Annotated in this window: 24 protein-coding genes and 2 pseudogenes; 17 read left to right on the top strand and 9 right to left on the bottom strand. The window is 57.4% G+C overall.

Annotated features, from left to right (window positions below):
* Positions 1–50: 50 nt before the first annotated feature.
* From ACZ5IL_RS08545 to ACZ5IL_RS08500, 10 genes and pseudogenes are all read left to right on the top strand, one after another.
* A complete protein-coding gene (locus tag ACZ5IL_RS08545; protein ID WP_464596321.1) occupies positions 51–251 on the top strand; it encodes a hypothetical protein in 201 nt (66 codons plus the stop codon).
* On the top strand, positions 248–442 hold the full coding sequence (locus tag ACZ5IL_RS08540; protein WP_464596320.1) for a hypothetical protein: 195 nt from the start codon (positions 248–250) through the stop codon (positions 440–442). The genes ACZ5IL_RS08545 and ACZ5IL_RS08540 overlap by 4 nt, the downstream gene beginning before the upstream one ends.
* 31 nt (positions 443–473) lie before the next feature.
* The gene (locus tag ACZ5IL_RS08535) at positions 474–635 is read left to right on the top strand and encodes a hypothetical protein (RefSeq protein WP_464596319.1); all 162 of its coding nucleotides are present in this window, start codon (positions 474–476) and stop codon (positions 633–635) included.
* The gene (locus ACZ5IL_RS08530; RefSeq protein ID WP_464596318.1) at positions 628–957 is read left to right on the top strand and encodes a DUF2934 domain-containing protein; all 330 of its coding nucleotides are present in this window, start codon (positions 628–630) and stop codon (positions 955–957) included. The genes ACZ5IL_RS08535 and ACZ5IL_RS08530 overlap by 8 nt, the downstream gene beginning before the upstream one ends.
* A gap of 657 nt (positions 958–1,614) precedes the next feature.
* Positions 1,615–2,235 carry a ParB-like protein gene (locus ACZ5IL_RS08525; protein ID WP_464596317.1) on the top strand — a complete coding sequence of 207 codons (621 nt, stop codon included), beginning with the start codon at positions 1,615–1,617 and terminating at the stop codon, positions 2,233–2,235.
* Positions 2,236–2,450: 215 nt separating this feature from the next.
* The gene (locus tag ACZ5IL_RS08520; protein ID WP_464596316.1) at positions 2,451–2,762 is read left to right on the top strand and encodes a DUF4118 domain-containing protein; all 312 of its coding nucleotides are present in this window, start codon (positions 2,451–2,453) and stop codon (positions 2,760–2,762) included.
* A 22-nt stretch (positions 2,763–2,784) separates the two neighbouring features.
* Entirely contained in the window at positions 2,785–3,801 is a 1,017-nt protein-coding gene (locus tag ACZ5IL_RS08515) for an integrase core domain-containing protein (RefSeq protein ID WP_464596314.1), read from the top strand.
* 1,181 nt (positions 3,802–4,982) lie between these two features.
* Positions 4,983–6,026 (top strand): AraC family transcriptional regulator, encoded by a 1,044-nt coding sequence (locus ACZ5IL_RS08510; protein WP_464596868.1) that lies wholly within the window; start codon positions 4,983–4,985, stop codon positions 6,024–6,026.
* A 113-nt stretch (positions 6,027–6,139) separates the two neighbouring features.
* Positions 6,140–7,744 carry an HWE histidine kinase domain-containing protein gene (locus tag ACZ5IL_RS08505; RefSeq protein ID WP_464596313.1) on the top strand — a complete coding sequence of 535 codons (1,605 nt, stop codon included), beginning with the start codon at positions 6,140–6,142 and terminating at the stop codon, positions 7,742–7,744.
* 1,006 nt (positions 7,745–8,750) lie between these two features.
* A pseudogene (locus tag ACZ5IL_RS08500) lies at positions 8,751–9,643 on the top strand (IS481 family transposase).
* Positions 9,644–9,767: 124 nt separating this feature from the next.
* Here ACZ5IL_RS08500 and ACZ5IL_RS08495 read toward each other — a convergent pair.
* Both ACZ5IL_RS08495 and dmeF read right to left on the bottom strand, forming a co-directional pair.
* Complete coding sequence (locus ACZ5IL_RS08495) at positions 9,768–10,301, bottom strand: hypothetical protein (protein WP_464596311.1); 534 nt, start codon at positions 10,299–10,301, stop codon at positions 9,768–9,770.
* Positions 10,302–10,879: 578 nt separating this feature from the next.
* Positions 10,880–11,815: a CDF family Co(II)/Ni(II) efflux transporter DmeF gene (gene dmeF / locus ACZ5IL_RS08490; protein WP_464596310.1), complete on the bottom strand. Its 936-nt coding sequence runs from the start codon at positions 11,813–11,815 to the stop codon at positions 10,880–10,882.
* 417 nt (positions 11,816–12,232) lie between these two features.
* Here dmeF and ACZ5IL_RS08485 point away from each other — a divergent pair, with 417 nt between their 5' ends.
* Both ACZ5IL_RS08485 and ACZ5IL_RS08480 read left to right on the top strand, forming a co-directional pair.
* Positions 12,233–13,078 carry an acyltransferase family protein gene (locus ACZ5IL_RS08485; protein WP_464596309.1) on the top strand — a complete coding sequence of 282 codons (846 nt, stop codon included), beginning with the start codon at positions 12,233–12,235 and terminating at the stop codon, positions 13,076–13,078.
* 583 nt (positions 13,079–13,661) lie between these two features.
* The gene (locus ACZ5IL_RS08480; protein ID WP_464596308.1) at positions 13,662–14,156 is read left to right on the top strand and encodes a DoxX family protein; all 495 of its coding nucleotides are present in this window, start codon (positions 13,662–13,664) and stop codon (positions 14,154–14,156) included.
* A 156-nt stretch (positions 14,157–14,312) separates the two neighbouring features.
* Here ACZ5IL_RS08480 and ACZ5IL_RS08475 read toward each other — a convergent pair whose 3' ends face one another.
* The 3 genes from ACZ5IL_RS08475 to ACZ5IL_RS08465 are packed head-to-tail and all read right to left on the bottom strand — an operon-like array spanning position 14,313 to position 17,485.
* Positions 14,313–15,215 (bottom strand): DUF1259 domain-containing protein, encoded by a 903-nt coding sequence (locus ACZ5IL_RS08475; protein WP_464596306.1) that lies wholly within the window; start codon positions 15,213–15,215, stop codon positions 14,313–14,315.
* A gap of 60 nt (positions 15,216–15,275) precedes the next feature.
* Complete coding sequence (gene chrA, locus ACZ5IL_RS08470; protein ID WP_464596305.1) at positions 15,276–16,667, bottom strand: chromate efflux transporter; 1,392 nt, start codon at positions 16,665–16,667, stop codon at positions 15,276–15,278.
* A complete protein-coding gene (locus ACZ5IL_RS08465) occupies positions 16,664–17,485 on the bottom strand; it encodes a chromate resistance protein ChrB domain-containing protein (RefSeq protein ID WP_464596304.1) in 822 nt (273 codons plus the stop codon). Before ACZ5IL_RS08465 ends, chrA begins: the two co-directional genes overlap by 4 nt.
* Positions 17,486–18,140: 655 nt before the next feature.
* On the opposite strand from ACZ5IL_RS08465, the gene ACZ5IL_RS08460 reads away from it, so the two are divergent.
* Together ACZ5IL_RS08460 and ACZ5IL_RS08455 are read left to right on the top strand one after the other, a co-directional pair.
* Positions 18,141–20,594, top strand: a complete 2,454-nt coding sequence (locus ACZ5IL_RS08460; RefSeq protein ID WP_464596302.1) for a 3-keto-alpha-glucoside-1,2-lyase-like domain-containing protein — start codon at positions 18,141–18,143, stop codon at positions 20,592–20,594.
* 202 nt (positions 20,595–20,796) lie between these two features.
* A pseudogene (locus ACZ5IL_RS08455) lies at positions 20,797–20,904 on the top strand (IS630 family transposase); the annotation flags it as partial.
* Positions 20,905–21,023: 119 nt separating this feature from the next.
* Here ACZ5IL_RS08455 and ACZ5IL_RS08450 read toward each other — a convergent pair.
* From ACZ5IL_RS08450 to ACZ5IL_RS08435, 4 genes are all read right to left on the bottom strand, one after another.
* Positions 21,024–21,209: an integrase core domain-containing protein gene (locus ACZ5IL_RS08450; protein WP_464596301.1), complete on the bottom strand. Its 186-nt coding sequence runs from the start codon at positions 21,207–21,209 to the stop codon at positions 21,024–21,026.
* 1,083 nt (positions 21,210–22,292) lie between these two features.
* On the bottom strand, positions 22,293–23,936 hold the full coding sequence (groL, locus tag ACZ5IL_RS08445) for a chaperonin GroEL (protein WP_464596299.1): 1,644 nt from the start codon (positions 23,934–23,936) through the stop codon (positions 22,293–22,295).
* Between the two features lie 71 nt (positions 23,937–24,007).
* Positions 24,008–24,325, bottom strand: a complete 318-nt coding sequence (locus tag ACZ5IL_RS08440; RefSeq protein ID WP_464596297.1) for a co-chaperone GroES — start codon at positions 24,323–24,325, stop codon at positions 24,008–24,010.
* A 548-nt stretch (positions 24,326–24,873) separates the two neighbouring features.
* A complete protein-coding gene (locus ACZ5IL_RS08435; protein ID WP_079447074.1) occupies positions 24,874–25,083 on the bottom strand; it encodes a cold-shock protein in 210 nt (69 codons plus the stop codon).
* Positions 25,084–25,346: 263 nt separating this feature from the next.
* Between ACZ5IL_RS08435 and ACZ5IL_RS08430 the strand changes: the two genes are divergently transcribed.
* From ACZ5IL_RS08430 to ACZ5IL_RS08420, 3 genes are all read left to right on the top strand, one after another.
* The gene (locus tag ACZ5IL_RS08430; protein ID WP_425905606.1) at positions 25,347–25,598 is read left to right on the top strand and encodes a hypothetical protein; all 252 of its coding nucleotides are present in this window, start codon (positions 25,347–25,349) and stop codon (positions 25,596–25,598) included.
* Complete coding sequence (locus ACZ5IL_RS08425) at positions 25,595–25,735, top strand: hypothetical protein (RefSeq protein ID WP_464596296.1); 141 nt, start codon at positions 25,595–25,597, stop codon at positions 25,733–25,735. Before ACZ5IL_RS08430 ends, ACZ5IL_RS08425 begins: the two co-directional genes overlap by 4 nt.
* Before the next feature lie 158 nt (positions 25,736–25,893).
* The gene (locus ACZ5IL_RS08420; protein ID WP_425905609.1) at positions 25,894–26,022 is read left to right on the top strand and encodes a hypothetical protein; all 129 of its coding nucleotides are present in this window, start codon (positions 25,894–25,896) and stop codon (positions 26,020–26,022) included.
* Positions 26,023–26,198 lie beyond the last annotated feature (176 nt).

Raw genomic sequence — 26,198 nt, 5'->3', positions numbered from 1 at the left:
ACGAAACGCTTTGTTGCGCTCCACCTTCCTCTACGGAAAGGAATAGCGTCATGAAACTGCGTATCCGCGTCAAGCACGATAAGACCTTCCAAGAGCGCCTCAACGAGCAGGCCCAGCGTCTCAAGGAGGATTTCGCCAAAACCCCTTCCGACGCGTATCGAGAGCTTCTGTTGCGCCGCGCCAGCGAGGCTGAAGCCGGTTCGCGCTTGGAGAAATGGCTCGCGTCAGCCGAACTGCGGCGGCCGACATGACCGACGAACCCAAATCCCCGATCATACTTCATGCGATCGACGCACTCCGGCGCGCGCGCAAGCTTCCTGTCGGAGCGGCACGAAACGACCTTCGCCAGCTGGCGAGGGGATTGCGGGACCTTCACCGAAGCGGCGCCTATGCCAATCTGCAAAACGTCGAAAGCCATCCGACGGCCTTCGAAATGCAGTGACACAATGCGCGGCGCGGACAGTCCCAGATGGATGTCCGAGCAGAGCGTTGAGAGATACCGCGCGACAGCAAACGAGTGCCAGACTCACGCCCGCCAGGCGAGGCTCGCGATCGACAAGGAAGCATGGCTGAAGCTCGCTGCCGACTGGACCGCGCTCGCCGAGCACGCGCTGCGGAGGTCTCCCGATGGGTAAGTCTCTGCCAGTATCCGCATTCAAGAAACTGGCCCGCCTCATCGCTGACCATGCCCAAGGGCCGTCGCTGTCCTCGGCCCTGCACGGTCCCGCACTCTCTGCCCCCAGAGCCCCTGCGGGACCGTACGCCCTCAGTGGTAGCACAAGCGAGCCAACGCAAGAGCAGATCGAGCGTCGGTCGTATGAGCTATGGCAGCAAGCGGGCTTTCCCTCAGGAAGGGACGAGGAATTTCGCCGACAGGCGAGCGGGAATTGCGCGGCGCTTCCGTACAAGTTTAAAGTGTCAACTGGCCTGACTTTTAAAACAGTTCGACGGCGTTAATCTACGCTCCTTATCCCTCGGAGGGTTTAGATCAAGTTTTGGGAGATGTTCCGATGATTGAACGTCGAGCCCTTGACCGCATTGAAATTAATCAGCTCGCGATGTTTCACCTTGACGGTGTTTGCGGCGTACACCCCTGCATGGTGGTGGATATCCACGATAGGGGAGCCAGGCTTTATTCAGTCACGTTTCACATTGCCGCTTTCCAATTTGATCTATCATTGGATGGCTTCCGAACGACAAAGCATTGCCACGTGGTGTGGAGGGACAGAAATACGTGCGGCGTCGAGTTTGTCGCACGCAATTAGGCGGCCGGTCGGCAAACTCTTGGGCTTTCTAGTGGTGGTAGCTCGGGCAGTACCGGCCGGGGCGGCGCTCCTGCGCCCATTGGCAGCAAGCGCGTCAGTGGTCTGAGCTTTTCGCGCCCGTCGCGTTCCGATCACATCGGCAACGCCGACCTACCTCAATCCGACCATCAACATCATGGGCGCGCAATGATCCGCGCGTGATTGCCGGACTGAGCAAAGAGCTACCCAATCGATCAAGCTCGGATGTACCGGTGGGCTGGCGTGTCATAGGCTCCACGTAAGCGGTCCGACGCCATTGCCATCCGATGGCAACATGCCATAGTCGGCCGAGGGAGACGGAGAGCTTCTTATGGTGGGCACGCGCGAACCGATCCTGCATCCGATTCCAATTTTATCGCTGCGGCCGACGCAGATGACGGTCGGGATGCGGGAGGTCGAGGAAAAGCGTCGGCGCTGGCGCGCGCAGGAGTCCGACAAGAAGCGCGCCGAGTCGCTTGGTCAGCGTATGATCCCGGTGGTGCTCGGCCCCAACCAACACCATTACGTTGTCGATCACCATCATCTGGCACGGGCGCTGCACGACGAAGGTGTGAAGGACGTCCTTGTTACCGTCATCGCCGATCTCTCCATGGTTGATCGAGATGCCTTCTGGGTGGTGATGGACAACCGGCGCTGGGTTTATCCGTACGATTCCAAAGGCGAGCGCTGTCACTTTAAGGACATTCCCAAATCGGTGACCGATCTCAAGGACGACCCCTTCCGTAGCCTCGCTGGCGAATTGCGGCGCGTGGGCGGCTTCGCCAAGGATACGACGCCGTTCAGCGAATTTCTTTGGGCCGATTTTCTGCGTCGTAGGATGTCGAGAAAAACGGTCGAGTCCGATTTCGAGATCGCGATCGAGCAAGGGTTGAGCCTGGCCAAGAGTAAGGACGCGATCTACCTGCCGGGCTGGTGCGGGCCGGCCGGGTAAGCGGACTCGTAAGTAACTCTTCGACCCACTAAATCCGCGCGCCAAGCCACCAAGTGCCTGGCGCACGCTCGGGTCTGGGTAATATTCTATATGCCGGCGGCCCCAGCTCTGCCGATGCCCCTCGGAACACCTACATTTGTTTGCGCAGGTCATCGCTCAGGAACACCGCGCCGTCGCGCGCTGTTAAGCTTCCTTTGACTGTGGGAGTCAAAGAGATGGCTGATTTTGGATTGAAGCTTCGACCGGACATTCTGACGACCGAAGACGATCCCCTGGCATCGGTGTGGGTACGCTATCTTGCTTCAATTGCGATGACGGTGGTGGCAACGGTTGTGGCAGTCGGTGTCGACAGCAAGGTGACCATCCCGAACCTATCCCTGGTATTTGTCATCCCGGTGATTATTGCCGGCGTTAGTCTCGGCTTTGGTCCTTCACTCTGCTCGGCAATACTTGGAGCCTTAGCCTACAATTTTTTCCTCACGGAACCCCTGTGTGTGCCGAAAACCTCATCCGAGTTGATGATGTGACGGAATCGCCTAATCTGGTGGCATGATCGAGCTGCTCTGTTTCGTTCTGGCCGTCCTGGCCTCGCCATTCAAGTCGAAGTTGCGGCTTGAAGCTGAGAACGCGGTGCTTCGACATCAGTTGATCGTTTTGCGGCGCAAGATGCGCGGTCGGCCACGGCTGACGAACAACGATCGTTGGTTCTTTATCCAGCTGTATCGCTGGTTTCCAGCAATCCTGCAGGTTCTCACAATCATCCAGCCCGAGACGCTGGTGCGTTGGCACAGGGCCGGCTTTCGCTGCTACTGGCGTTGGAAGTCGCGCCCAGTGGGAGGGCGACCGCAGATCGAAAGGGAGCTGCGCGCGCTGATCCGGCAGATGAGCATCGAAAATCCGCTTTGGGGAGCGCCGCGTATCCATGGTGAGCTGCTCAAGCTCGGGATTGAGGTCGCTCAATCAAGCGTTGCCAAGTACATGATCAAACGGCGAGGACCGCCAAGCCAAGGATGGCGGACCTTTCTGCGTAATCACGCGCCCGATATTGCCGCTATGGACTTGTTCGTTGTCCCGACTATCGGTTTCGACCTGCTCTATGCCTTTGTCATCGTCCGGCTCGACCGCAGAGACATGGTCTGGATCAACGTCACAACAAATCCGACAGCGGAGTGGATTGCGCGTCAGATAACGGAGGCCTTCCCTTGGGATGATGCCCCAAAATACCTCATCCGCGATCGGGATCAAATCTATGGCGCGGTCGTCACACGCCGATTGCGCGCCATGGGCATCCGGGACAAGCCCACTGCACCAGCTTCACCTTGGCAAAATGGCTTTGCCGAACGGCTGATCGGATCGATCCGGCGCGAGTGTTTGGACCACATCATTATCCTGGGCGCGGCGCATCTGCGCCGGATACTCAAATTTTATGCCGACTATTACAACCGTGTCAGAACCCATCGATCGTTGGACAAGGATGCGCCGGTTTCTAGGCCAGTTTACCGGACCGGTGTCATTTGTTCACACGCCATTCTGGGCGGACTGCATCACCAATACGTTCGTGTTTAGGTTTTCGGTACACACAGGTACCAATGCGGGCACCGGCGGCTCGGTATTGGGCACGTCGAACAGGCCCGCGACATAGCAGCGCGGCCAGGATGCCCATCTGCTGTACCCCAGCCAAGCCACCCAAGTCGGACCTCGGCTCACGGACCGGGCGGCGCGCATGCCCAGAAATCCATTACCGAACGCGAGGCGCGATTCCAGCGCACTCTCGCTCAACACGTTGTAGCCTTCGTGACTAAGAGTCCAATCACGGTCTTGCGTCGGTTCCAGCACTTCCCGCATGGATTCGATCTCCAAATCCCCATGTCTGGCCGGGTACGCAATCACCGCGGCCCTTAGGACACTGTACGGATTGACAAGACGTCCCTGGAATCAAGCTCGACGATCTCTACGAAAAATCGATAGATAAAGGATCTCCTCTGGCACTGGCCTTCATCGGGGCCGTCGGCACAACACCGCCAGCTGCGAGGCTGCGTGCACCTCCAGTTGCCATTAGTCCTGCAAGCGAATGACTACTTTGATCTAGATCAAGGGCTGCCGGGCGCGCCCGGAGACCGATCATTCGTGCAATTGATCTGGATCAACGTCGGCTATGCGGGCCCTTAGCCAACATTGCAGTTGCGACGACGACGTAGCTGGCCCTACCGCACGAAGACATCGAGTAAATATTGCCATGATAGTTGCTGCGAGACCGGAGCATTCTTCTCATCACTCCCCGAGGTTCACTGCAAAAAGAGGACTTTGAGCGACTCGCGAGAGATCGACCCATACATCGCAGCAAACGGAAGACTTGTCGGCGTTATGATCCATTCGGAGTCATTTCCAGGTTGGGAAAGCTTCGGCGCGCTTGTATCGCATCTCAGATTCGTCGCCGATCATCATCGACAAATCGAACGGATAGGTGAACAGCCTCAGTCAGCTTTGCGACGACGAGCGCCATAAGCAACGAGCATGGGAAGCCCTGCGGCGCCCATCAACGGCCCTAGGGCTCCGTGAACGCCCCCACGCTTCCAAACGTGTGGAGATCCAGGGCATCCCCGCATCGCCATCAGCGCGGACGAAAGTCGGTGGTGCCCCCGCTGGCCAGCCCGGAAGCCACGACCTCGATTGATCTAGGTCAAGATTCGACGCGGTGAGAGGTCGATATTGGTGGTCGGGGAGCGGGAAAGCCTCTCTTGCGCAAGATGCGGAAGATTGATCTTAACAACGGCTTGTCCTCGATACCAACTTCCACTGGAGGAATAGCGCGGCTCGCATGCGATCGATTGCGTGATGCGGGAATTGATCCGACCTCGGTCATGTTGGACGCAGGCCTAACTGCCGATGCGGAGCAAAACCGAAAGCGTCGCATTGACGCAAGGGCTCTACTCAGGGTTTTGGAACGCGCCGCCCAAGAGTTGCACGACGACTGGTTCGGCTTCCGTTTGGCTCTAAATTTTGAATTGGGCGAAATCGGACTGTTGTACTACGTGATGGCTTCATCAGAGCGGCTCACCGATGCTCTACGAAATGCAGAACGTTATTGCGCAATTAATAACGAAGGGGTGCGACTGCGAATTTCATCAGAGCGTTCGCTCACCATCACGATCGAATACTTGAATCTCGATCGCCCGTCCGATCGGCACCACATCGAATTCTGGCTCATTACGTTGGTCCGCATCTGCCGAACGGTGACAAGCAGCAGGCTCGCTCCAAAGCAGATCAAACTGAGACATCGCAGGTCGGAAACAACTCCGGACGTACGATCCTTTCTGGGCTGTGAGATTGAATTTGCGGCGGATAATGACGAAATATCATTTCCCCAATCGGCTGGAACATTACCCATCGTTGGAGCCGACGTCCATCTTAATAGACTACTCGTAGAATACGCCGATGAAGCTATCGCCAAGCGAGCGTCGCGACGCGCCAGCATTCGGTTTCATGTCGAAGATCAGATCGTGCAATTGCTCCCGCACGGTACGGCGAACGCATCGGAGATCGCTCGCCGCCTTGGCATGAGCCGCCGAACCCTAGCTCGCGCGCTGTCCTCGGAGGGCGTCGCATTTTCGGATGTGCTTGATACACTGCGGCATGCTCTTTCCCAACGCTATCTCCGGGAACACCAGCTTCCCATTTCGAAGGTCGCGTGGTTGTTAGGCTATAGCGATGTTAGCTCTTTTACACATGCTTTCGTTCGCTGGAGCGGTATGACTCCCAAGGCTTATCGCAACTCGGAAGACGCCCGCTGATATTTCCTGGTTCTGGCACAAATTCGCAAATTATTGGCCCGTGATAGCAAAGACTGGGTTGACGGTTTCCCGCTATAGCGCCAGTGGCGTAGCGCGAAGGCGAGTTTCAAACCGTGAAAACAATCAACTGGTTCAAGCTTCCGGCCCACCCGCGCCGCGCTTGGCTATATTTTCTGATGTTTGGCGGAGCCTACTCGGTACTCTGCGTTTTCGGGGTTCTCACGGCAGACAATAGGATCTTGTCGCTGATGTGGCCCGCCAACCCGTTCATGCTCGGCATGCTGGTGCGCTTTCCGTTATTGGCCCATCCCCTGGGCTGGCTCGCTTGTCTTGCCGGATTCGCAATCGCGATCCCGATTATCGGTTGCGGGCTTGTGACAGGCCTAAGTCTGGCCGTCTATAATTTAGGTGTCGTGGTCATCGGCTATGTCTTGTTCACCAACATGGATCGGGTCGACCAGCTTCTCCAGCGTCGGACGTCGGTTTTCTACCTGCTCTTTGCGGTGAGCGCCGTTTCCGTCTTCGCCGGCATCGTTGGCGCAATTCTGATCGGTCCCTTATTCCACGATCCGGTATTCCATGATCCGGGAGCTGTAAGCTTTTTGCGCTACTGGTTTTCCGTCGAGCTTTTAAACCAGCTCGCTTTTTTGCCAATCATGCTATCCTACCCGGAAGGCCGTAAATGGTGGCGGCGGCAACAACTGCCGAAGCCGACCCTTCGCGATCAGGCGCCGATTATTGTGTTGGTTTTCTCGGCCGTCACGGGGCTCTTTTTCGGGGGAATGGGGGCTCTCGCATTCCCTGTACCGGCTCTTCTCTGGTGCGCCATTTCCTATCGCGTGTTCCTGACGGCCTTGCTGACCTTTGGCTTCTGCATATGGGTGATCATAGCGACAACTTTGGGCTACATCGACGTTTCAAATATTGATCAATCGCTCGTGCTGTCGGTCAGCATGGGGGCTGCACTTATTTCCCTGGGTCCGCTCATCATCTCCACCACCACTGCGACAAGAAATCAATTACTTGACCAGCTACGACACCTCGCGGCCGAGCGTGAGATCGTAGCCAATGAACTGGATCATCGGATCAAGAACTTGTTCGCGCTCGTCAACGCGCTGGTCAACCTGTCGGTCCGTGTCAACCCGGAGATGAAACCGCTGGCGGACATACTGAGACGCCGGATCGGGGCCTTACATCGTGCACACAGTCTTATCCGCAGCGACGCGTCGTCGGGTGCCTCCGGAAGACTCACTTCACTGAAGGAACTCCTCGGCGCTCTGCTTCAACCTTATGAGGGGGCTGAGACCATCGATGGCGATGACGCGTTCATCCCTGGTGGAATCGTTACACCGCTGGCTCTCGTTTTCCACGAACTGGCGACAAATTCGAGCAAGTATGGCGCTCTTGGTGATCCCGACGGTTCCTTGAGCGTCAATATAAGCCGCGGAATTGACGAGCTGCGCATCACGTGGACCGAGAGGAGCCCAGTGAAAGCAGGCTGTTCTGATATCGTAGAGAGTGGCTTTGGGTCGAAGCTTTTGGATCTTATAATCGACGAACAGTTGCAAGGAAACTATGCTTGCACCTATACAGAACGCGGCATGGACTTTGAGATCATCCTGCCGGGCAACTGTTTAGCAGCACCCCAACCAAACCTTCCATCTCTTGGTGGATCAGCGCTAATTGCGCGTGACCGTTGGAATCTTCTCTCGGTGTGACAATAGGCCTCGCGAAACGAACACCAAGCGCAATGGCAGCCAACGCTTGCACCTTGGGCGTGTCGCTGAGCACAACGTAGCATCGTGCACAGTTCCATCGATGGCATGCCGCTTAGGAACGAAGCGAGATCCACGGTATAGACTCACTGCATAATGGCCGCAGGAGCGATGCAATGAAACACAGGCGACCTCGTCATCTTTGCTACGGTGGCGAGCTTTGCGGTGAGTTTTGTTGGCTATATTCTGTAGGTGCGCCTTCCTCGCCAACCAAACATCGCGGCGTTGGTAGTCTGGATCGCCTCACCTCCTCGCGACCAACCGCCAATCACGTGATGCGACATCGTCGAGAATGAATTCGCTCGTATCCAGGACCTCCCTTCGCGTCGCGCCAGCCGCTCGAGCACGCTCTTCGGCTTTCCTTTCTCGGAGGATTTGAACGATCTCGCGAACATCGTCGCAAGGTATGATCCACCGGTAGAGGCCGGGCGGCATCCTGACCTCGCATCGATCGGGTGTGTCATCAGGACGCACAGCGGCGCGGCCGCGAGAAGTCAGAGGAACATGTTGTCTCCTGGGATTTGAGATAAGCTCAAAGAGCTGGTTTGACTTTCCATCGAACCTAAATCGCTCTAGCAACCGCCCTACAAACAAAGACGTACACGCCAAAGGCAGAGCATGACGGTGCTAATTCCATCCAAAAACCCAAAAAGGACAGAGAAATCGACTGCCCCGGCTACGATGCGGCGTCACCTCCGTGATACGGCATGACAAGGATTGCGGGCGACAACAGGCGCGATCCGTCGCGCGCCTGTCATCGCCCGCAACTCAACTATCAATGCACGGGTGCCGAAGCTCAGACGCCCGGCTCCCGGCTTTCACATGGTCCGCAGCGTGATTCGCCCTTCGGGCCTGAACCGGCCGCCCGAAGGCGCCGCTACATGTAGGAATGTACGGACTTGCGAGACATCCTTTCTCTTGAGCCTCATAGGCAGGAAGGATGATCGGAATGCACAAGTTTCGGCGAGATGTGGACCACAAGCTGCGGGTGCTCCAGCACGCTGACAAGATTGGCGATGTCGGAAAGGCTTGCCGATATTTCGGCGTCGGTAGAGCCAGTTTCTACCGTTGGCGAACAGCCTATCGGCAGTTCGGTCCGGCAGGTCTCGAGGACCGTAAGACGGCGCCAAAGAACCCTGCTAATCGCACGCCTCTGGAAGTCGTCGAAAAAATTCTACATTTGCGCAAGACCTACCGGCTGGGGCCAATCCGCATCGTCTGGTATCTGGCGCGCTATCACGCCATCACTATCTCGGACGCCGGGGTCTATCGCATTCTCAGGCGCAATGGTCTCAGTCGGCTGCCCGGCGGCACGCGTGTTCGCAAGATCCATACCCAGCGATATCAGCAACAGGTGCCGGGTCACCAGATCCAGGTCGACGTCAAGTTCTTGAAATTCGAGGGAAAAGACGGAAAGCCGTCAAGCGCTACCAATACACGGCTATCGACGATGCCACGCGCATTCGCGCCTTGAAAATCTACGATCGGCACAATCAGTCAAACGCGATCGACTTCATCAATACCATCATCGAAAAATTCCCGTTCCGAATCCGCGAGGTTCGAACCGACAATGGTCATGAATTCCAAGCTCAATTCCATTGGCATGTTGAGGACCTGGGCATTCGCCACGCCTACATCAAACCCGCGTCGCCGCAGCTGAACGGCAAGGTCGAGCGATCGCACCGAACGGATGAGCAGGAGTTCTATCAGCTCCTCACTTACACCGACGATGTCGACCTTCGCGCAAGGCTCTCCGAGTGGGAGCAGTTCTACAACCTCTCCCGGCCTCACGGTGCATTCAACGGAAAAGCACCTTACGAGGTTCTCCGCGAACGGCTATAATCCAAGGCCGGATGTCTCATAAGCTGACATTACACGCCATAGGTTTTTCGCAGATCGGGCAGTCTTGAAGCGGGCGAGCGTGAAGAACGTCGCGATCGCCCCACCCACCAATTAGGTGGTGTGCCTACCGCAAATTAAATCCGAACATTCGGAACGAGATTGTCGGAACCACGAAAAGGTCCATCGCCGCGATACCGTCAGCATGGTTGCGAAGAAACGTCTTCCAACCCTGCGACGGAGGCGCCCTCCTCCGCGCCATATACTTGGCCACACTGGTCTGGCCGATCTCGATGCCCAGCTTGAGAAGCTCGCCATGGATTCGTGGCGCTCCCCACAACGGGTTGGCGAGGCTTATCTGGAGGATCAACCGGCGAATTTCTAACGGCACAGCCGGTCGACCGCAGCGATGCCTCGATTTCCAACGCCAATACAATCTGAAACCGGCACGATGCCAACGGATCACAGTGTCCGGTCGGACGATCGCCAGTGCATCATACATCTTGGGAAACAGCAGGCAGACACCTCCCAATATCAGTCGGTCAACCGCGATGAAGGGAGGTCTGCTGGGACGAGTTCGCCGCAGCACATTGATTTGTTGCCTCAAGACCAGAATTTCTGCCTCAAGCGCAACTCGCGACCGCAGCAGGTCGATCACCATTCCAAAGATCAGTCTGCACAAATCCAACATCGAGCAGCAGCATCGCGCGATTCTCGATCAACCGCCAGCCCGATGGGGTTTGCGACAGGGACAGTATCGAGCAGCTCATTTATGAAGCCGGGCGGCTCCATGACGCCGCCTCGCTGCTCGCCCGCATAAGACGTGATCAAGATTAAGTCGCTGAGCCGTGACTATCGTTGAGCCCCGGACACGGGTCGTCGATGATTTCTGCACGGCCTAACCACTCATCAGTAACGAAGCTGCGTTCTGATCAGCGCGCGGATAGGCTTGGTCCGGGCCTCCACACCTTTTACCGGAAAATATCGTTCATATGCATCGCTCGAACAGATGGGCAGACGCACCGCTTGCGCGAACCGTTCGATGAGGACTCGCTTGAGAAAGAACGGTGCGTCTGCCGACGGCGTTCGTCGGGCCCTACACCTGGCCCAGGGCGTGAGCGGGCTTGGAATCAGGTTGAACATCCCGTCGATTTTCTGCGGGGCACCCTTTGGAGCGTCTAGCCGTGATGGTCCAGCTACATCAGAAACGAGCTTTTACCGGAATTCGCGAGTCGGCCATTACCCATGTGCGTGGTGCGGACAAGCCTCGACTTCTATTGTTAAGTGACTAAGGCCACGCAACCCTCCGAGCCGCCGCTTGTACGTCTTGGGCGGCAGCGGATTGTCGGAAATAACCGAAATGATTGCGGCCCGATGTCCTGGCCCTACCTGCCACAAATGAAGGTCGGTGACACGATCACCCTTGGTTTCAATTCGCTCGCGGATGGTTGTTTCGAGATTTTTGTCCGCGCTGACATCCAAAAGCACAGCCCCGGAATCTCGGATCAGCCCATAGGCCCAGCTACCGATAACCAGACTACCCAAGATGCCAACTAGAGGATCGGCCCAAGTCCATCCAAAGTACATCGCGAGCATCAGCGCTGCGATTGCCAGCACCGATGTTGCCGCATCTGCCAGTACATGGACGTAAGCGGCACGGAGATTGTTATCGTGGTGATGGTGCGAATGATCGCTTCCATGATGGTGGTGGTGGTGGTGAGAGTCTTGAAGGAGCCATGCACTGGCGATATTGACCGTTAATCCCAGCACCGCGACCACTACCGCTTCGTTGTAGGAAATCGTGACCGGGTTAAAGAGCCGAACCACGCTTTCATAAGCGATCTGCAGGGCTATCATTGCAAGCATGATTGCGCTCGAAAAGGCGGCAAGATCGCCGAACTTTCCTGTGCCAAAGGCAAATCGCGAATTTTGGACATGCCTACGAGCTAATAAATAGGCGAACCCTGCAATGCCCAACGCCGCTGCGTGCGTCGCCATGTGCCAACCGTCTGCCAACAGCGCCATCGATCCAAATATGGTACCACCCACGATCTCGCCGACCATCATTAACGCCGTAAGCGCCACGACAGTCCAGGTTCTGCGCTCGTTCTGGGCGTGCTTCTCACCGAGAAAAACGTGGCTGTGAACCCATTGGTCTATTGAATGTGTGTGCATGTCGACTCCAACCTAGCGCACTCCTGGCATTCTCTCGCTCTTCCGAACCTGCGCGTCTTAAAGACCATCACTATCAGATCATGCCACTAGACGACAAAACCGACCCCTCTTAAGTTCGAGGATGCAAAAGAAATGATGCTTGACCGATCATACGGAACTACTTCCCCGAGTTATATGGGCGCTCGTGCGCCTCGGTGGACCTCGATATTTTCGTGTCCGGACCTGTCCGGTCGGGTCGCGTCAAACAACAGGCTGCGTGGCTTGATGACTGATGGCACTGCGGCGGGAATGGCCGTTTCGCAAGCTTAAGCGTTCGAGAGCGGGTTCAAAGCAAGAAAGCGACTTGCTTCAGCGGTTCCGTTAAGGTGGTCTCAATGGGTGTGACCGATAAATCCCGCCGACTTAAGAGGGCGTCCCATGGACAAGACCGTCCACACGCATTCTCGGGTACCGGTTCTCGATCTGTTACGTCTTACAGCCGTGGTAGCCGTTATCCTTTACCACTATGGCTTTTGGGGGCCGGTCTCAGCGACTGGCATCTCACAGGTGGCCTTACCTGCATTGGCGCCGGTCGGACAATACGGATTTCTGGGCGTATCGGCTTTCTTTGCCATCAGCGGATTCGTCATTGCGTACTCGGCAGAGGGACGGTCATGGATCGGCTTCATCATCGCGCGCTTCAGTCGCATCTATCCGACATTTGTTCTCTGCATGACGTTGACGTTTACGGTCATGCTGGCGGTTGGCGTCGGGCATGTCACGCGCTCACAGTGGCTCGCCAACCTATTCATCGCCGCGCCATTCCTCGGCCAGCCCTATGTCGACACCGTCTACTGGTCGCTCGTGATAGAGGTGGTGTTTTATGGATGGGTCGCGCTGTTCATGATGTTGGGTTGGTTTCCTCGCCACATTGATGCCCTCATCCTCGTCTGGCTCGCAATCACGTTTGCGAACGAACTGACGATCGATGCACCGATCTTCGAGAAGGTTTTCATTGCCGACGATAGCGGATTCTTCGTCGTTGGCTTGCTGATCTACCAGCACTACCGTGGACGTCGCGGGATGCGATTCTGGAGTCTGTTCGTCCTTGCAATGGGAACGGCAATCACAAGCTGGAGCGGCTCGGTGCGCATCCGGATAATACGTTCGACCCGAGAGTCGTGGCAGCCATCTGTGTCGTGGCGCTGCTCGGCGTATTCCTCGCGACGCGCATCAAGCGTATCCCGCTCCCTGCCGCCGTTGTGCTCGCCGCCGGTGGAATGACTTATCCGCTGTATTTGTTGCACATGCAGATGGGTTACGTGATTTTCTCGGCGACGGAACCACATGATCATGCTGCAATAGCCGTCACAACAATCGTCGCAGGCATTGCACTTCTTGCGTGGGCCATCTGGCGGTTTGTGGAGCCGTGGATGCACCGATTTGTCAAATCCAAGTTGACCCAACTCACCGCCCGTTTCGGATGGTCTTCGTCTGGGCCCCACGCCAATGGCTTTCCTAGTTGTCAACGGCCGACGCTTGATCCACCGGTAGCACCGTAGCCAATGGCGAAACCGGCAGCTTAGTTTCCACAGCAGACTTACCGGGCCGAGTCCCAAAGAGCCTGACCGGCCACTGGACGGTTCTTGCGCGCCGCGACATTATGGCGGCGCTTCGTGGGCTGCTTTGTCAACGCGGCCCGCATTAGTCCGTGTTTGCCGCCGTTACGGAAGGGATTCCCATGCGACGTGCAAAAGGGGTTGCCGGTCACGATCTGCGTTGTGGGCCTTGGCCTCATCCTTATTGGACTGGCTTGGAAAACTTTGGCGCCGCGCCTTAGGACAGCAACGAATAGGAACACGCTTTCATGAAACAGTCCTGGTGGTTCTCTCCTGGCGAATCGATCTGGACCATTTTCATCCGCTTGGCGCTCGCTGGTGTATTCATCCCCGAAGGCCTGCAGAAGCTGACGCATGCCGACATTCTCGGTGCCGGCCGTTTCGTCAAGATCGGTATTCCCTGGCCAGAATTCTTTGGGCCGTTCGTTGGCGTGATTGAAATGCTAGCCGGGATCATGTTCTTGATCGGCTATGCTTCGCGCGCGGCGGCCGTGCCGATCATCGTCATCATGATCATGATCATGGCGATCATCTCTACGAAAATCCCAATCCTGTTAGGCCGCAACTGGTGGATATTCAGCCTCCGCCACCTGGATCGCTATGGTTTCTTGAGCTTCACTCATGAGACGCGCACCGACTGGGCGATGCTGATGAGCGCAATCTTCATGTTGCTGTCCGGATCGGGTCGCTGGTCGCTCGATGCGCGCGCTTGGCGACGAAATTCAGCCAGCGGAACGCATTAGCTGATGATGAATGAGGAAAGACCACCACGGGGTAATGCGAGGCAGGAAATGCAGAGTTGCACTGATATGTTACCGGAAACGGGCTATCGGCAACCAGGCAACGCTGTCGCTTGATCGGTCGTTGCGTTCGCATTACGCCGCGTGGGGGTCGTCGCCTCAGTTTTTTGTGCTTGCGGTCTTGTCGAGTGCCGCGCGTAGGCCTTTGGCGAGCTTGATTGCATCGTCATTGGCCCAAAAGTGCATAAAGAAGAGCCTTGGCTGTTCGTCCAGCATGTGGCTGTGAAGTGCGGTGACTTCGATGCCGTGCGTGCGCAGCGCAGCTACCACCGGATTGACCTCATCGCCTGTCAGGACGAAGTCGCCGGTGATGGCAGCCTTACCACCGCCCGTCGGTTGAAAGTTGATTCCGATCGCAACACCCATCGGCCCGGCCGGTGTCAACGTCATGCCACCTTCGCTGACAGGATCACGTCGCGGCACATTGAACTGATAGACGCCGCCATTGGTTTTACCCTTCACGCCGATAATTTGATCTAGCTGCGCAGTATCAAGGTCGACAGCAGGAGGTGGATTTGACGACGGAGTAGCTTGCAGCGGGGTCTTGCTTTCGGCGAGGGCGTCATGGAGCACGGCGGCAAGTTTGGCGGGGTCTCCATGCCCGGCCACATGCATGTAGAACGTCGCGGGGCTCGCCCGGAGCAGATGATTATGGATGGCCGTAATCTCGAGCCCGCCAGCGATCATCTTCAACATGACTGGATTGATTTCACTTTCCAGCAATACCAGGTCTCCCATCGCCATAGCGCCATCGTGAGCTGGCTTGAAGGCGACCCAGCCGCCGAGCGCCAAGGCTGGCTTGATGGTCACGCCGTCAAGGGCCACCGTCAAATCGGTTCGAGGGAAGCCATAGCGATGCACATCTTCAGTGACCGCCGGCTTCCGACCGAGTATTCCATCGACCTCCCCCCAGTCTACGCCATGATCTTGCGCGTAAGCGCTTCCATTCACCGCCATGAAGCAGGCGCTGATACCTATCAGCGCTGAGAGTACGTTTCGCATAGAAGCTCCTTCTTAGGTCTCTCAAGGTCTCGTCAAAAACAGTTCGTCAGCGTTCATAGTTTAGATGATGCCCGCCAAACGCAAAAATATGCCTGCGGCGCAGGAGGCTGCCAGGACAATGAGCATCCCCACTTTGAAGTGGAAGATTGCGGTAGCCGCTGCGAGTGACAGGAGAAAAGCTGGAATGTCGATGCTGCTCAGAACGGGTGCGTCGAACGAAAGACCGAATTCGTGAATCGGGAACGTCTGGTGAAACAGCGTGTGCAGTGCGAACCAGATCGATAGATTTAAGATAACGCCGACCACGGCAGCGGTAATCACCGAGAGCGCTCCAGCGAGCGCCTTGTTGCCCCGCAGGGCCTCGATATAGGGCGCTCCGACGAAAATCCAGAGGAAGCACGGCGCAAAGGTCACCCAAGTCGCGAGTAGCCCGCCAAGCGTTCCGGCCGCAAGCGGGGAGAGTCCGCTCGTCTCGCGGAATGCGGCCATGAAGCCCACGAATTGGACGACCATGATGAGGGGCCCGGGGGTGGTCTCGGCCATGCCGAGACCATCGAGCATTTCCCGCGGTGTGACCCAGTGATAATACTCGGCCGCCTGCTGCGCGACATAAGCCAAGACGGCGTAAGCGCCTCCGAACGTAACCATCGCCATTTTACTGAAGAAGATTGCGATTTGGCTGAAGACGTCGTCAGGGCCCAGCGCAACAAACAACGCAAAGACCGGAACGAGCCAGATCGCGAGCCAAGCCACAAGAAGTCGCAGCGTGCGCGCCGTATTGGGCCTTACGTGTTCGGGAATGTCGTCGCCGAGCATACTGTCGATCACGGCAGTGTTCTTTCCACTGTGCTCCAGAGCCGCGAATTCTGGGCGGCCTAGTCGTGCGCCCAGGAGGCCGATGAGAGCGGCAGCGACGATGATCAGCGGGAACGGCGTATTGAAGAAAAAGATGGCAACGAACGCGATGGCCGCGAGAGCCACCATGACTGGACTGCGGAGCGCGCGCTTACCCACGCGGACCACAGCCTGCATGACTATGGCGAGCACTGCAGCTTTCAGGCCGAAGAACAGAGCTTCGACGAACCCGACATTCCCGTAGATCGCATAGACATAGCTAAGGCCCATGATGGCCACGACGCCCGGCACGATGAACAAGCCGCCAGCCACTAGACCTCCGACTGTCCGGTGCAAAAGCCAGCCGATATAGGTGGCGAGTTGCTGCGCCTCAGGTCCCGGCAACAGCATGCAGTAGTTCAAGGCGTGCAGGAACCGGCTCTCCGAGATCCAATTTTTCTCCTCGACCAGAACCCGGTGCATCACCGCAATCTGGCCGGCCGGCCCGCCGAAGCTTAGAAGGGCCACCCGTATCCAAACGGGAAGCGCCTCGTTTAAGGAAATTCCGTGCCCCATTGCTTCAACGCTGATCTTCCGATTCGCTGCAACATCGGTCATGGCTTCACCTTGTTGGTCGGCCAGTTATGCGTTTCCTTCGTCGCGTCGCGGCACCACCGATAGAACGCATCGTAGAGAAGAAGACCCGCATTCAATTGTTCGAGGTCATCGTCGAACATGCGTGACAGGCCCAGCGAGGCCGCTAGAAGGCCAGGTGCCTCCGGCGACAGATCATGCCGTGCGGTGTCGGCAGCGCGAACCATCGTCGCCAATCGCTCCAGCGGCGGCGTCGCAAGCCCGAACTCCGCCACCATGACATCAAAGGTGCAAAGCTCGCCTCGATGGCTCCAGAATGTATTTTCAATGTCGAAGGGAGTAGCGTCGAAGCGCTCGGCCACAGCTTCCACCTCGGCCGGCGTTACGAAGAGGAAGACCGCGGACGGATCGACGAAGCGGCGGATCAGCCATGGACAGGCAATGCGATCGATCTTCGGGCGCGATCGCGTGACCCAGACTGTACGCCCTGATTCGTCGCGTTTAGGGATCTTGTCCGCGGGGATGGTTGGCAGTTTTGCCTCCTTCCAACCCAGATGACCCCCTTCCAGGATTTCGGCGGCGACATTGCTGCACCGGAGCCAGGCCGCGGTTCCCTCACTAAGCTTTTGGCCTTTATTGCCGATTACGACCACCGATTGTCCGTTCAGACCTGGTGCCCATTGCTGAAGGTCAAGATGCGAGCGCCTCACGGCGCTTGGGATCAAGCGCGGGTCGCCAGAGAAATCTTCATCTAGGCGGACATCGATCAGCATCGGCGCGCCCGCCGTGCCGATCATTCGTGATAATTTATCGGATGAAATCGAAGTGTATGATGCTGACATGTTGCGCCCTTGGTGTTCCAGGACGCGATACTTGGGCATGTCGCCTCGCGGGGAGATCGCAGATCCCCGTGCCCCGAATAAAAAGCCTATTCTCGATAGTGTCAACGGTCATGCGGCCTTCCTTCTACAAGGTCGGCATTAAGAGTTATTGCGGTTGCGCCCAACTTCCGGTCTGTCACAGCGCGCCGAGCGCTGACCGCAGATAGCTCCTGCCAGCTGTAATCCGGTATGCGCAGAACCACTGGGCGGAAAATCTGCATCGCTGAACGCGCCCGCTGCCAGTTAACCTTGATCGTGGATTTTGCTTAAGTCAGTGAACCTTTCAAGGCGCTGTGAGACACACCGACAAGGGGGCCCTAGCATTGAGGGTGCAACGGCATGAACACTCCCGATCAGGCCAGAGAGCTCCGTCTCGCCCTTTCGCTCGCTCGCCACTCAACAACACAATCTCTTCCTCGAATTCGTAATCCTCGGAAAGATGAGGCGCGAACTTGCCTTGAAAGCTCGCGACAGGTTTCCATGACGGCAGCGGCTTGCCGTATTGACGAGCGTAATGGGTACGGAGCTGTCCAAGGATCATAGGGAGACTTGCATCCGAGCAACAGAGGAACGGACGACATAGGTTGGGAAGCGTGTTGCATCAGGAGAAGCGAGCATGCCTACAGCAACGGAGAGGACCTCCTTCACCAAAGACGTCCAAGGCCGCTATCTCTGCAACAACCTCGCCGAAGTAGATGCGTGGAAGACCGCAGGTGGACGCCCTTTCGACTTCATCATCGTAGGCGGTGGGACCTTCGGCTCCGCGATTGCAGAACATCTTTGGTTTCGTCAGAAACAGGCGGGGGGTGGACTGCGCACACTGGTCGTAGAAGCCGGGCTGTTCAGCATTCCTGAACACGTCCAGAACACCGGCATTCAGGGTTTCGCTGACCCGGCGAGTCCTTTCTTTTTGAATGAGAACGCGCCGCAGCCGGAGCCAGCGCGCAATGAGGTCTGGGGCCTTCCTTGGAAATCCACCATTCCCTTCAAAGGGCTCGCCTACACGGTAGGCGGCCGATCGCTATATTGGGGTGGCTGGTCGCCTCGCCTTCTCGATGAAGAGATGGCGACTTGGCCTGCAGTCACTGTTGTTGCCCTGAACAGCCGTTATTTCGACGAGAGCTCAAGACAGATCGGGGTCGACGAGGCCAACGATTTCATTTCCGGAGAGCTGCAGAATGGTTTGCGTCGTCAGCTCTTCGACAATCTCACCAGCGTCCCTGACGTGTTTCCCCTCGGCGCGCTCCCCGCGTCGCCTCTCCTGAAGCCCGGCTCCGACCCGGCGAAGCTGCTCGGTCTAACCTCTACGGGCGGGCTGTCTCAAACTGATCTCCTGAATATGCTGAAGCTTGAGGCGCCGCTTGCGGTGCAGGCGCGGCCACCCCACGCGGGCTTCTTTCCTCTCAACAAATTCAGCGTGGCGCCGCTCCTGATGAAGGCAGCCAGGACGGCGGCTGGGACCTCGAACGGTAACGACGCCATCAAGGAATTCATGATCCTGCCCGACACACATGTGTTGTCCCTCCGCACACTGCCGACTGCCAACGGCACGTGGCGGGTCACCGGCATTGATACAAGCCAAGGACCTATTGATCTTGCGCCGGGCGGCACTGTTGTCATTGCGCTTGGAACCATTGAGAACGCGAGGCTGGCACTGGCCTCGTTCGACGGCACTGGACTTCCGACCTTGCCGCTTTTAGGCAAGAACCTGACGGCGCATCTTCGCTCGAACCTGGTCATCCGAGTGCCTCGCTCAGCGATCTCGGGCCTGTCCTCCGCAGTTAACGAATTGCAAACGGCGGCGCTGTTTGTAAAGGGGCGTGCGACGCGGTCGAACGGTGATCTGATCGGTCGATTTCACCTTCAGATCTCAGCGAGTGGCGGCGGTAATACCGTTGGCGGAGAGGACGAACTCTTTCGCAAAGTCCCCGACATCGATTTCTACGACCAGCTCCGCACCTCAAACGATACACATATCGCCATAGCGATACGGGGCCTTGGAGAAATGGAGCCTGCCGATCCGACCAACCTTGGCGCTCACCCAAGCCGGGTCGACCTGAGTTCTCGAACTGACGAATACGGAGTGCGCCGCGCATCAGTCGTGCTCACCCCGACGCAGCGCGACGAGGACCTGTGGAACGCAATGGATGCGGCTATGCAGAAGGTCGCCGCCATCTTCGCGAATGCGCAGCCCATGCAGGTGCTCCAGAGCAATCGCGACGGTCTCGGAACAACTCATCACGAAGCCGGGGGCCTTTGGATGGGAAATGATCCGACCACAAGCGTTTCCGATGGTGAAGGACGCTTCCACCATACCGAAAACCTGTACGCGGTAGGCCCCGCACTTTTCCCAAGCATCGGCTCGCCGAACCCGATGCTCACCGGCATCGCGCTATCACGACGTACAGGCGACCTCATCATGGCCCCGCCCCCGTTCGCTGCAGATGCGGGGTTCGAAACGCTATTCGATGGCTTGTCGCTGGGCGACTGGACAATGTCCACCATTAGCAACCAACCCGGTCGAGACGACCCCGGCGCATTTCGGGTCCGGCGGGGTGTGCTGGAGGGAAGGGCCGGAACAGATCTCGGGCTTCTTTGGCTGAAGAGACCGACGCCCACCCGCTATATATTACGGCTGCTATGGATGATGACGGCGTCAGACGACAATTCGGGAGTGTTTATCGGATTCCCCGACCCGAGGCTCGAAGGTTACGACAATACCGCCTATGTCGGCGTCAACTTCGGTTTTGAAATACAGATCGACGAGTTGGCCCGTCCCGCAAACGCGCCAATCCACAGCACGGGCGCAGTCTACTCCTTCAAGGGCCCGACCGACGGTCCCGTTGTGGTTCATCCGGTTGGGGAGTGGAACGAATACGAAATCACCGTCGACGGCGCTGACATCAGGGTCGCACTGAACGGACAGATGGTCAATCTCTTCCACTTCACCGGCGATCCACAGTCGCCTCGCCGCGGGCTTCCATCCAGCGCCCAAGACCCTCGCTTCATCGGTCTCCAGACCCACACCGGCGGGGTCTTTTATCGCAACATCCAGTGGAAGGCGCTGTAATCCATGCAGCTAATGCCACTCCGCTCACTGGGCGCCGTCGAGACGAACGGCGCCGTTACATTCGGTCTCTTGCCGTCTACCGTGAGTTTGGGCGAGAGATTCCTGGCGCTAGAGCATTTTCCGACCGGAATGAATCGTTGGGGATTCCCAAAATGGCGCGAGTCAGGTTCAAGCTGCGTGCTGGCGAAGGAGGTCAGCATGCATGGCCAAGGCGCTTTCCGTTGATCTTCGCCAAAGGGTGATCGCCGCGATTGATGGTGGCTTGTCCTGTCGACAGGCCGCCGAGCATTTTGGTGTCAGCGCGGCCAGCGCGATCCTGTGCCTGTCGCAAATCAAATCCGAATATATTGGTGATGCAGCCCGCCCAGGATTGGAAGGCGAAGAATACGCCCTGCCCCCTGAACCGTGCGCGATAGGGCGCATCCTTGTCTAACGATAGGTGCTGCGCGTCTCATTATAGTAGTTCATGTACGACAGCAGCACGTGACGAAGATGCCGCTCGCCGAATACAACAACATGGTCAAGGCATTCCCGCCGGATCTCACCGATCAGCCATTCAGCATATGCGCTTTGCCATGGCGAGCGCGGCGACGGCGGTCGATCACGAATGCCCATGGATCGAACTCTTCGAAAAAAGACTTCGCCATAGGCCCCGTCCCGGTCGCGGATCAGATAGCGAGGGGTCCGCTTCCAGCCGCACGCTTGCGTGATCTGATTTGCGATCCATTCTGCGGTCGGATGCGCGTGCGGATGAAAGAAATATTCGTACGTGCGATCTTCCTTTGCGGTGAAGTCGTCCCAAACGGAACTCTGTATCGCTGGTCGAAAGTGCTCACCGGTTGTTCACCCGTCGGATTCGGCACAACCGAAGGGAAAACCTTGAAGCCGCACATGAAGTAGCGCTGACCACGTCGCGTCGTTCGACCGCAAAACCACGCAGCCCGTCGGTATTCGCATCCTTTGCATCGATGCCGAACGACACGGTACTGATACCGCTCACAGCGTAGATCTGATAACCCCCGATTTTTTTGATTTGAACCGCATTCGCCTCTCCCGATTCAATACCGTAGACTGGCCTGCTGTGTGTACCGAAAACTTATCTGAGTTGATGACGTGATGAAATCACCTAAACTGGCGAAATGATCGGGCTGCTCTGTTTCGCTTTGGCCGTCCTGGCCTCGCCATTCAAGTCGAAGTTGCGCGTTGATCCGACAGATGATTATCGAAAATCCACTTTGGGGCGCACCACGCATCCACGGCGAACTTCTCAAGCTTGGGTTTGAGGTCGCTCAATCAAGCGTCGCCAAGTACATGCTCAAACGGCGAGGACCGCCAAGCCAAGGGTGGCTGACCTTTCTGCGTAATCACGCGCCGGATATCCGACGGAGTAACGCCTGCTGTTCGGGACCTTCTCCGTCCGCAGGAGTTCTCCAAGTTCGATATGTGATAGTCGGCCGCCCGATGAAGAATCGGGCTGGCGGATGATAACGCGTGCCCGTCAGCGGATGTGCGCCGTCCACCGAGATGAGCGCGGCCAGTTAGCCAAAGCGGCGCAAGTTTGACTGGATCGCGCCTCCCAGGAACGTTTTCCCCGCCAATCCTTTCACTCAGTAACCTAGGAGAAGCGAAGCTCTAATGCAGAAGGCCCGGCAGGGGTGCCGGGCCTTTGTCTTTCTCTTGCGCTCTGAACAGCTAGACTTAGAAATCCATACCTCCCATGCCACCGCCACCTGGGGGCATCCCACCAGCGCCTGCATTCTTCTTCGGCAGCTCGGCGACCATCGCCTCGGTGGTGATCAGCAGCGCCGCGACCGAGGCCGCGTTCTGTATCGCGGTGCGCACGACCTTGGTCGGGTCGATGATGCCCTTAGAGATCAGGTTGCCGTATTCGCCGGTCTGCGAGTCGAAGCCGTGGGAATACTGCTCCTTCTCGAGGATCTTGCCGATGATGACGCTGCCGTCCTCGCCCGCGTTGATCGCGATCTGACGGGCAGGCGCGGACAGTGCCTTGCGCACAATCTCGACGCCGGTCTTCTGGTCATCGTTCTGCGTCTTAATGCGCTTGAGCTGCTCGGAGGCACGGAGCAGGGCGACGCCGCCACCCGGCACGATGCCTTCTTCAACCGCCGCGCGGGTCGCATGCATCGCGTCATCCACGCGGTCCTTGCGTTCCTTCACCTCGACCTCGGTCGCGCCGCCGACGCGGATCACCGCGACGCCGCCCGCGAGCTTGGCGAGCCGCTCCTGCAGCTTATCGCGGTCGTAGTCCGAGGTGGTTTCCTCGATCTGCGCCTTGATCTGGTTCACGCGCGCCTCGATGTCGGCCTTCTTGCCGGCCCCGCTGACAATGGTGGTGTTTTCCTTGTCGATCATCACCTTTTTGGCACGGCCGAGCATCTGCAGCGTGACGTTCTCGAGCTTGATGCCGAGGTCTTCGCTGATCGCCTGACCGCCGGTCAGGATGGCGATGTCCTGCAACATGGCCTTGCGGCGATCGCCGAAGCCCGGCGCCTTGACGGCGGCAACCTTGAGGCCGCCACGAAGCCGGTTGACCACGAGCGTGGCAAGCGCCTCGCCTTCGACGTCTTCGGCAATAATCACAAGCGGTTTGCCGCTCTGCACCACGGCTTCCAACAACGGAAGCAATTCGTTCAACTGAGATAACTTCTTTTCGTTGATGAGGACGTAGGCATCTTCCATTTCAACGCGCATCTTGTCGGCGTTGGTGACGAAGTAGGGCGAGATATAGCCGCGGTCGAACTGCATGCCCTCGACGACCTCGAGTTCGGTTTCGAGCGACTTGGCTTCTTCAACCGTGATGACGCCCTCATTGCCGACCTTCTTCATGGCGTTGGCGAGGAACTTGCCGATTTCGGAATCGCCGTTGGCCGAGATGGTGCCGACCTGGGCGATTTCCTCGTTCGAGGTGACCTTCTTGGAGTTCCGGACGAGGTCGGCGACCACGGCTTCGACGGCTAGGTCGATGCCTCGCTTCAGGTCCATCGGATTCATGCCGGCGGCGACCGACTTGGCGCCTTCGCGGACGATCGCAGCGGCGAGGACCGTTGCGGTGGTGGTGCCGTCACCAGCCGCGTCCGCAGACTTGGAGGCGACTTCACGCACCATCTGCGCGCCCATGTTCTCGAACTTGTCCTCAAGCTCGATCTCCTTGGCGACGGTGACGCCGTCCTTGGTGATGCGGGGTGCGCCGAACGACTTGTCGAGCACAACGTTGCGGCCCTTGGGGCCGAGCGTGACCTTCACCGCGTTGTTGAGGATTTCCACGCCGCGCAGCATGCGGTCGCGGGCATCGACGCCGAATTTAACTTCTTTGGCAGACATAATGATCTCCGTTTTCGTCAGATCCCTAAGACCGCGCGATTGGGCGGTTTCTTGAGAAATGATGGCTGTGCCTACGCAACCTTCTTCTTAGTGGCGGGCAAATCGGTGAGAACGCCCATGATGTCGCTTTCCTTCATGATCAGCAGTTCCTGACCGTCGATCTTGACCTCGGTGCCGGACCACTTACCGAACAGCACGCGGTCGCCGACATTGAGGTCGATCGGGATCAGATTGCCTGCCTCGTCACGGCCGCCGGGGCCGACGGCTACGACCTCGCCCTGCGAGGGCTTTTCCTTGGCCGTATCCGGAATGATGATGCCGCCAGCGGTTTTGTCTTCGGCGTCGATACGCTTGACCACGATGCGGTCGTGAAGCGGACGAAAGTTCATGCGATCCTACTTTGCTGTTGGGATTATGGATTGGCAGTCGTAATGAACGAGTGCTAGCCGCTGCTGACATAACTCCAGGAACGCTAGCGCGCAAGATCTGCGATGTTTTCCGGCTTCCGGCGCCGACCGCATGCATGTGCCAGCGGGGACGGAGATCACATCGCCATTGCGAACCGGGCGCCATTACACCTTATCGGCGATGGAGATGTCTTCGATCGAGGCACGCAACATCGCTGATGACGGCGGATTTCAAACCAACGCCAACCCGCGCGCCGACTTCGAAAATATCAGGGCTGCCCTCTTACCGTTCGGCAGGCCGATGGACCGCGCGGAATTCCATGCCTGCGCTGCCGTTGAACGTTTCGTGTTCAGCTCCTTCAGAACGAATAGCTGCTGATCTAAGGTGCAAACGCCGCACGAGCAAAACACCGCCGGCTTTGCGGCCGGCGGTCTTCATCGCACTTCGATAACATGAGCACACCTCTGAACGAGGACACGCAACCGATCTAAAGGTCCCAGTACATCCGTGGGTACCTCAAGTCGGCGAATTAATCGACGCGAAGGTTTTCAGCGCTGGTCTTGCCGCGCATGCTGTCGGTCTTGGCTTCGAACGAAACCTTCTGACCCTCGTCGAGGGAGCTCAAGCCAGCGCGTTCGACCGCGCTGATATGAACGAAGATATCCTGCCCGCCACCGTCAGGCTGAATGAAGCCGAAGCCCTTTGTCGCGTTGAACCACTTCACTGTTCCAGTTGCCATTTGTCATCTCCAAGATACGCAAAAGCGCGTTCGCTCGCACGACATCCGTGCAAGCTTGATCCGAGTTCAGCGATGTCTTGGGGAGTGGAGCCGGTTTCGGCGCGGTCAACAAGCCAGAGCGACAGTTCGAACCTCACCCATCTATGGTCCCTTAGGGAAAATGCAAGGGGCCGGTCCAATCCACATTTGGGCACCCTGCGTTATGAGGAAAGACTCAGAACTAATGAATAGCTATTGGACCAGAAAGGGCGCACGCTCATGGAATGTCGTCGCAAACGCAATTTCTCGTGCAGGCCTTTAATGCCGCAAAAGGTAATCAGTTGAAGCCAGACAGGCCGATTGTGTGTCGATCAGCTGAGGGCGCCCGTCGAACCGCGCAGAGGCTCGCACTGTCCAAGGCAGGCGTCGTTGCCTTCTCCATAACCTCTGATGATGAAACCGGCGACTATGACGAGAAGCCGGCGATCTTTTATTGGGAAGGACAGATCCCCGACGAATTTAGTGAGATGCCATGATGGGCGCGCTGTCGGTGCTATTTTTTGAAAACGGATTACCAGATCTTCCGATAATCCTGATCGAGCCGCATCGAAATCAGGAAGGGCTTTGGCGCATCAAGTTCTGCTACGCCGACGATGAGCCGCTCTCTCCATGAGTTCGGCTCAAGCTTCGGCGCTGGCCGGTAACATTTATCAAATGGGCGAGGCCCAGTTGACCGACGAGATCAACGACGCAGTGCGAAGAGCGAAGCGCTACTGCTCGATGTGAGTGCGCCTGTTCAACGAGACGTGTTATCAACGAGAGGAGATCATCGTGGCAAAAAGCAATCGCGAGTCGAAGAAACCGAAAAAAGAGAAAGCCAAGATCATCGCGGCAGCACCAAGCCAAAAGGGCGCTGCGGCATGGCAACCAAACTCCGGTGCGGGCAAAAAGAAGTCGTGAACTGGTAGTCATTGTGGTATCAATCGCAAAGAATCGTCAGGCGCCAAAAGCTATCAGCTATCATGCCGTTCATGCTTTTCGTTGGGAGCGGTCTCCAAATGGAGAGACTAGATTTTGGATCCTGCTTCGAACGTTGCGACCGAAACATCTCTGCAAGACCTGATCGAGCGAATTGG

This window comes from Nitrobacter sp. CN101 (genome assembly GCF_055390255.1).
The sequence above is the reverse complement of the archived record's forward strand: the minus strand, read 5'-3'. Positions and strand labels throughout refer to the sequence as shown.

Excerpts from the sequence above, each read along its gene's own strand:
- ACZ5IL_RS08545 (WP_464596321.1), top strand. The coding sequence starts at position 51 with ATGAAACTGCGTATCCGCGTCAAGCACGATAAGACCTTCCAAGAGCGC.
- ACZ5IL_RS08540 (WP_464596320.1), top strand. The coding sequence starts at position 248 with ATGACCGACGAACCCAAATCCCCGATCATACTTCATGCGATCGACGCA.
- ACZ5IL_RS08535 (WP_464596319.1), top strand. The coding sequence starts at position 474 with ATGTCCGAGCAGAGCGTTGAGAGATACCGCGCGACAGCAAACGAGTGC.
- ACZ5IL_RS08530 (WP_464596318.1), top strand. The coding sequence starts at position 628 with ATGGGTAAGTCTCTGCCAGTATCCGCATTCAAGAAACTGGCCCGCCTC.
- ACZ5IL_RS08525 (WP_464596317.1), top strand. The coding sequence starts at position 1,615 with ATGGTGGGCACGCGCGAACCGATCCTGCATCCGATTCCAATTTTATCG.
- ACZ5IL_RS08520 (WP_464596316.1), top strand. The coding sequence starts at position 2,451 with ATGGCTGATTTTGGATTGAAGCTTCGACCGGACATTCTGACGACCGAA.
- ACZ5IL_RS08515 (WP_464596314.1), top strand. The coding sequence starts at position 2,785 with ATGATCGAGCTGCTCTGTTTCGTTCTGGCCGTCCTGGCCTCGCCATTC.
- ACZ5IL_RS08510 (WP_464596868.1), top strand. The coding sequence starts at position 4,983 with ATGCGGAAGATTGATCTTAACAACGGCTTGTCCTCGATACCAACTTCC.
- ACZ5IL_RS08495 (WP_464596311.1), bottom strand. The coding sequence starts at position 10,301 with ATGGTGATCGACCTGCTGCGGTCGCGAGTTGCGCTTGAGGCAGAAATT.
- dmeF (WP_464596310.1), bottom strand. The coding sequence starts at position 11,815 with ATGCACACACATTCAATAGACCAATGGGTTCACAGCCACGTTTTTCTC.
- ACZ5IL_RS08485 (WP_464596309.1), top strand. The coding sequence starts at position 12,233 with ATGGACAAGACCGTCCACACGCATTCTCGGGTACCGGTTCTCGATCTG.
- ACZ5IL_RS08480 (WP_464596308.1), top strand. The coding sequence starts at position 13,662 with ATGAAACAGTCCTGGTGGTTCTCTCCTGGCGAATCGATCTGGACCATT.
- ACZ5IL_RS08475 (WP_464596306.1), bottom strand. The coding sequence starts at position 15,215 with ATGCGAAACGTACTCTCAGCGCTGATAGGTATCAGCGCCTGCTTCATG.
- chrA (WP_464596305.1), bottom strand. The coding sequence starts at position 16,667 with ATGACCGATGTTGCAGCGAATCGGAAGATCAGCGTTGAAGCAATGGGG.
- ACZ5IL_RS08465 (WP_464596304.1), bottom strand. The coding sequence starts at position 17,485 with ATGTCAGCATCATACACTTCGATTTCATCCGATAAATTATCACGAATG.
- ACZ5IL_RS08460 (WP_464596302.1), top strand. The coding sequence starts at position 18,141 with ATGCCTACAGCAACGGAGAGGACCTCCTTCACCAAAGACGTCCAAGGC.
- ACZ5IL_RS08450 (WP_464596301.1), bottom strand. The coding sequence starts at position 21,209 with ATGGGCATTCGTGATCGACCGCCGTCGCCGCGCTCGCCATGGCAAAGC.
- groL (WP_464596299.1), bottom strand. The coding sequence starts at position 23,936 with ATGTCTGCCAAAGAAGTTAAATTCGGCGTCGATGCCCGCGACCGCATG.
- ACZ5IL_RS08440 (WP_464596297.1), bottom strand. The coding sequence starts at position 24,325 with ATGAACTTTCGTCCGCTTCACGACCGCATCGTGGTCAAGCGTATCGAC.
- ACZ5IL_RS08435 (WP_079447074.1), bottom strand. The coding sequence starts at position 25,083 with ATGGCAACTGGAACAGTGAAGTGGTTCAACGCGACAAAGGGCTTCGGC.
- ACZ5IL_RS08430 (WP_425905606.1), top strand. The coding sequence starts at position 25,347 with ATGTCGTCGCAAACGCAATTTCTCGTGCAGGCCTTTAATGCCGCAAAA.
- ACZ5IL_RS08425 (WP_464596296.1), top strand. The coding sequence starts at position 25,595 with ATGATGGGCGCGCTGTCGGTGCTATTTTTTGAAAACGGATTACCAGAT.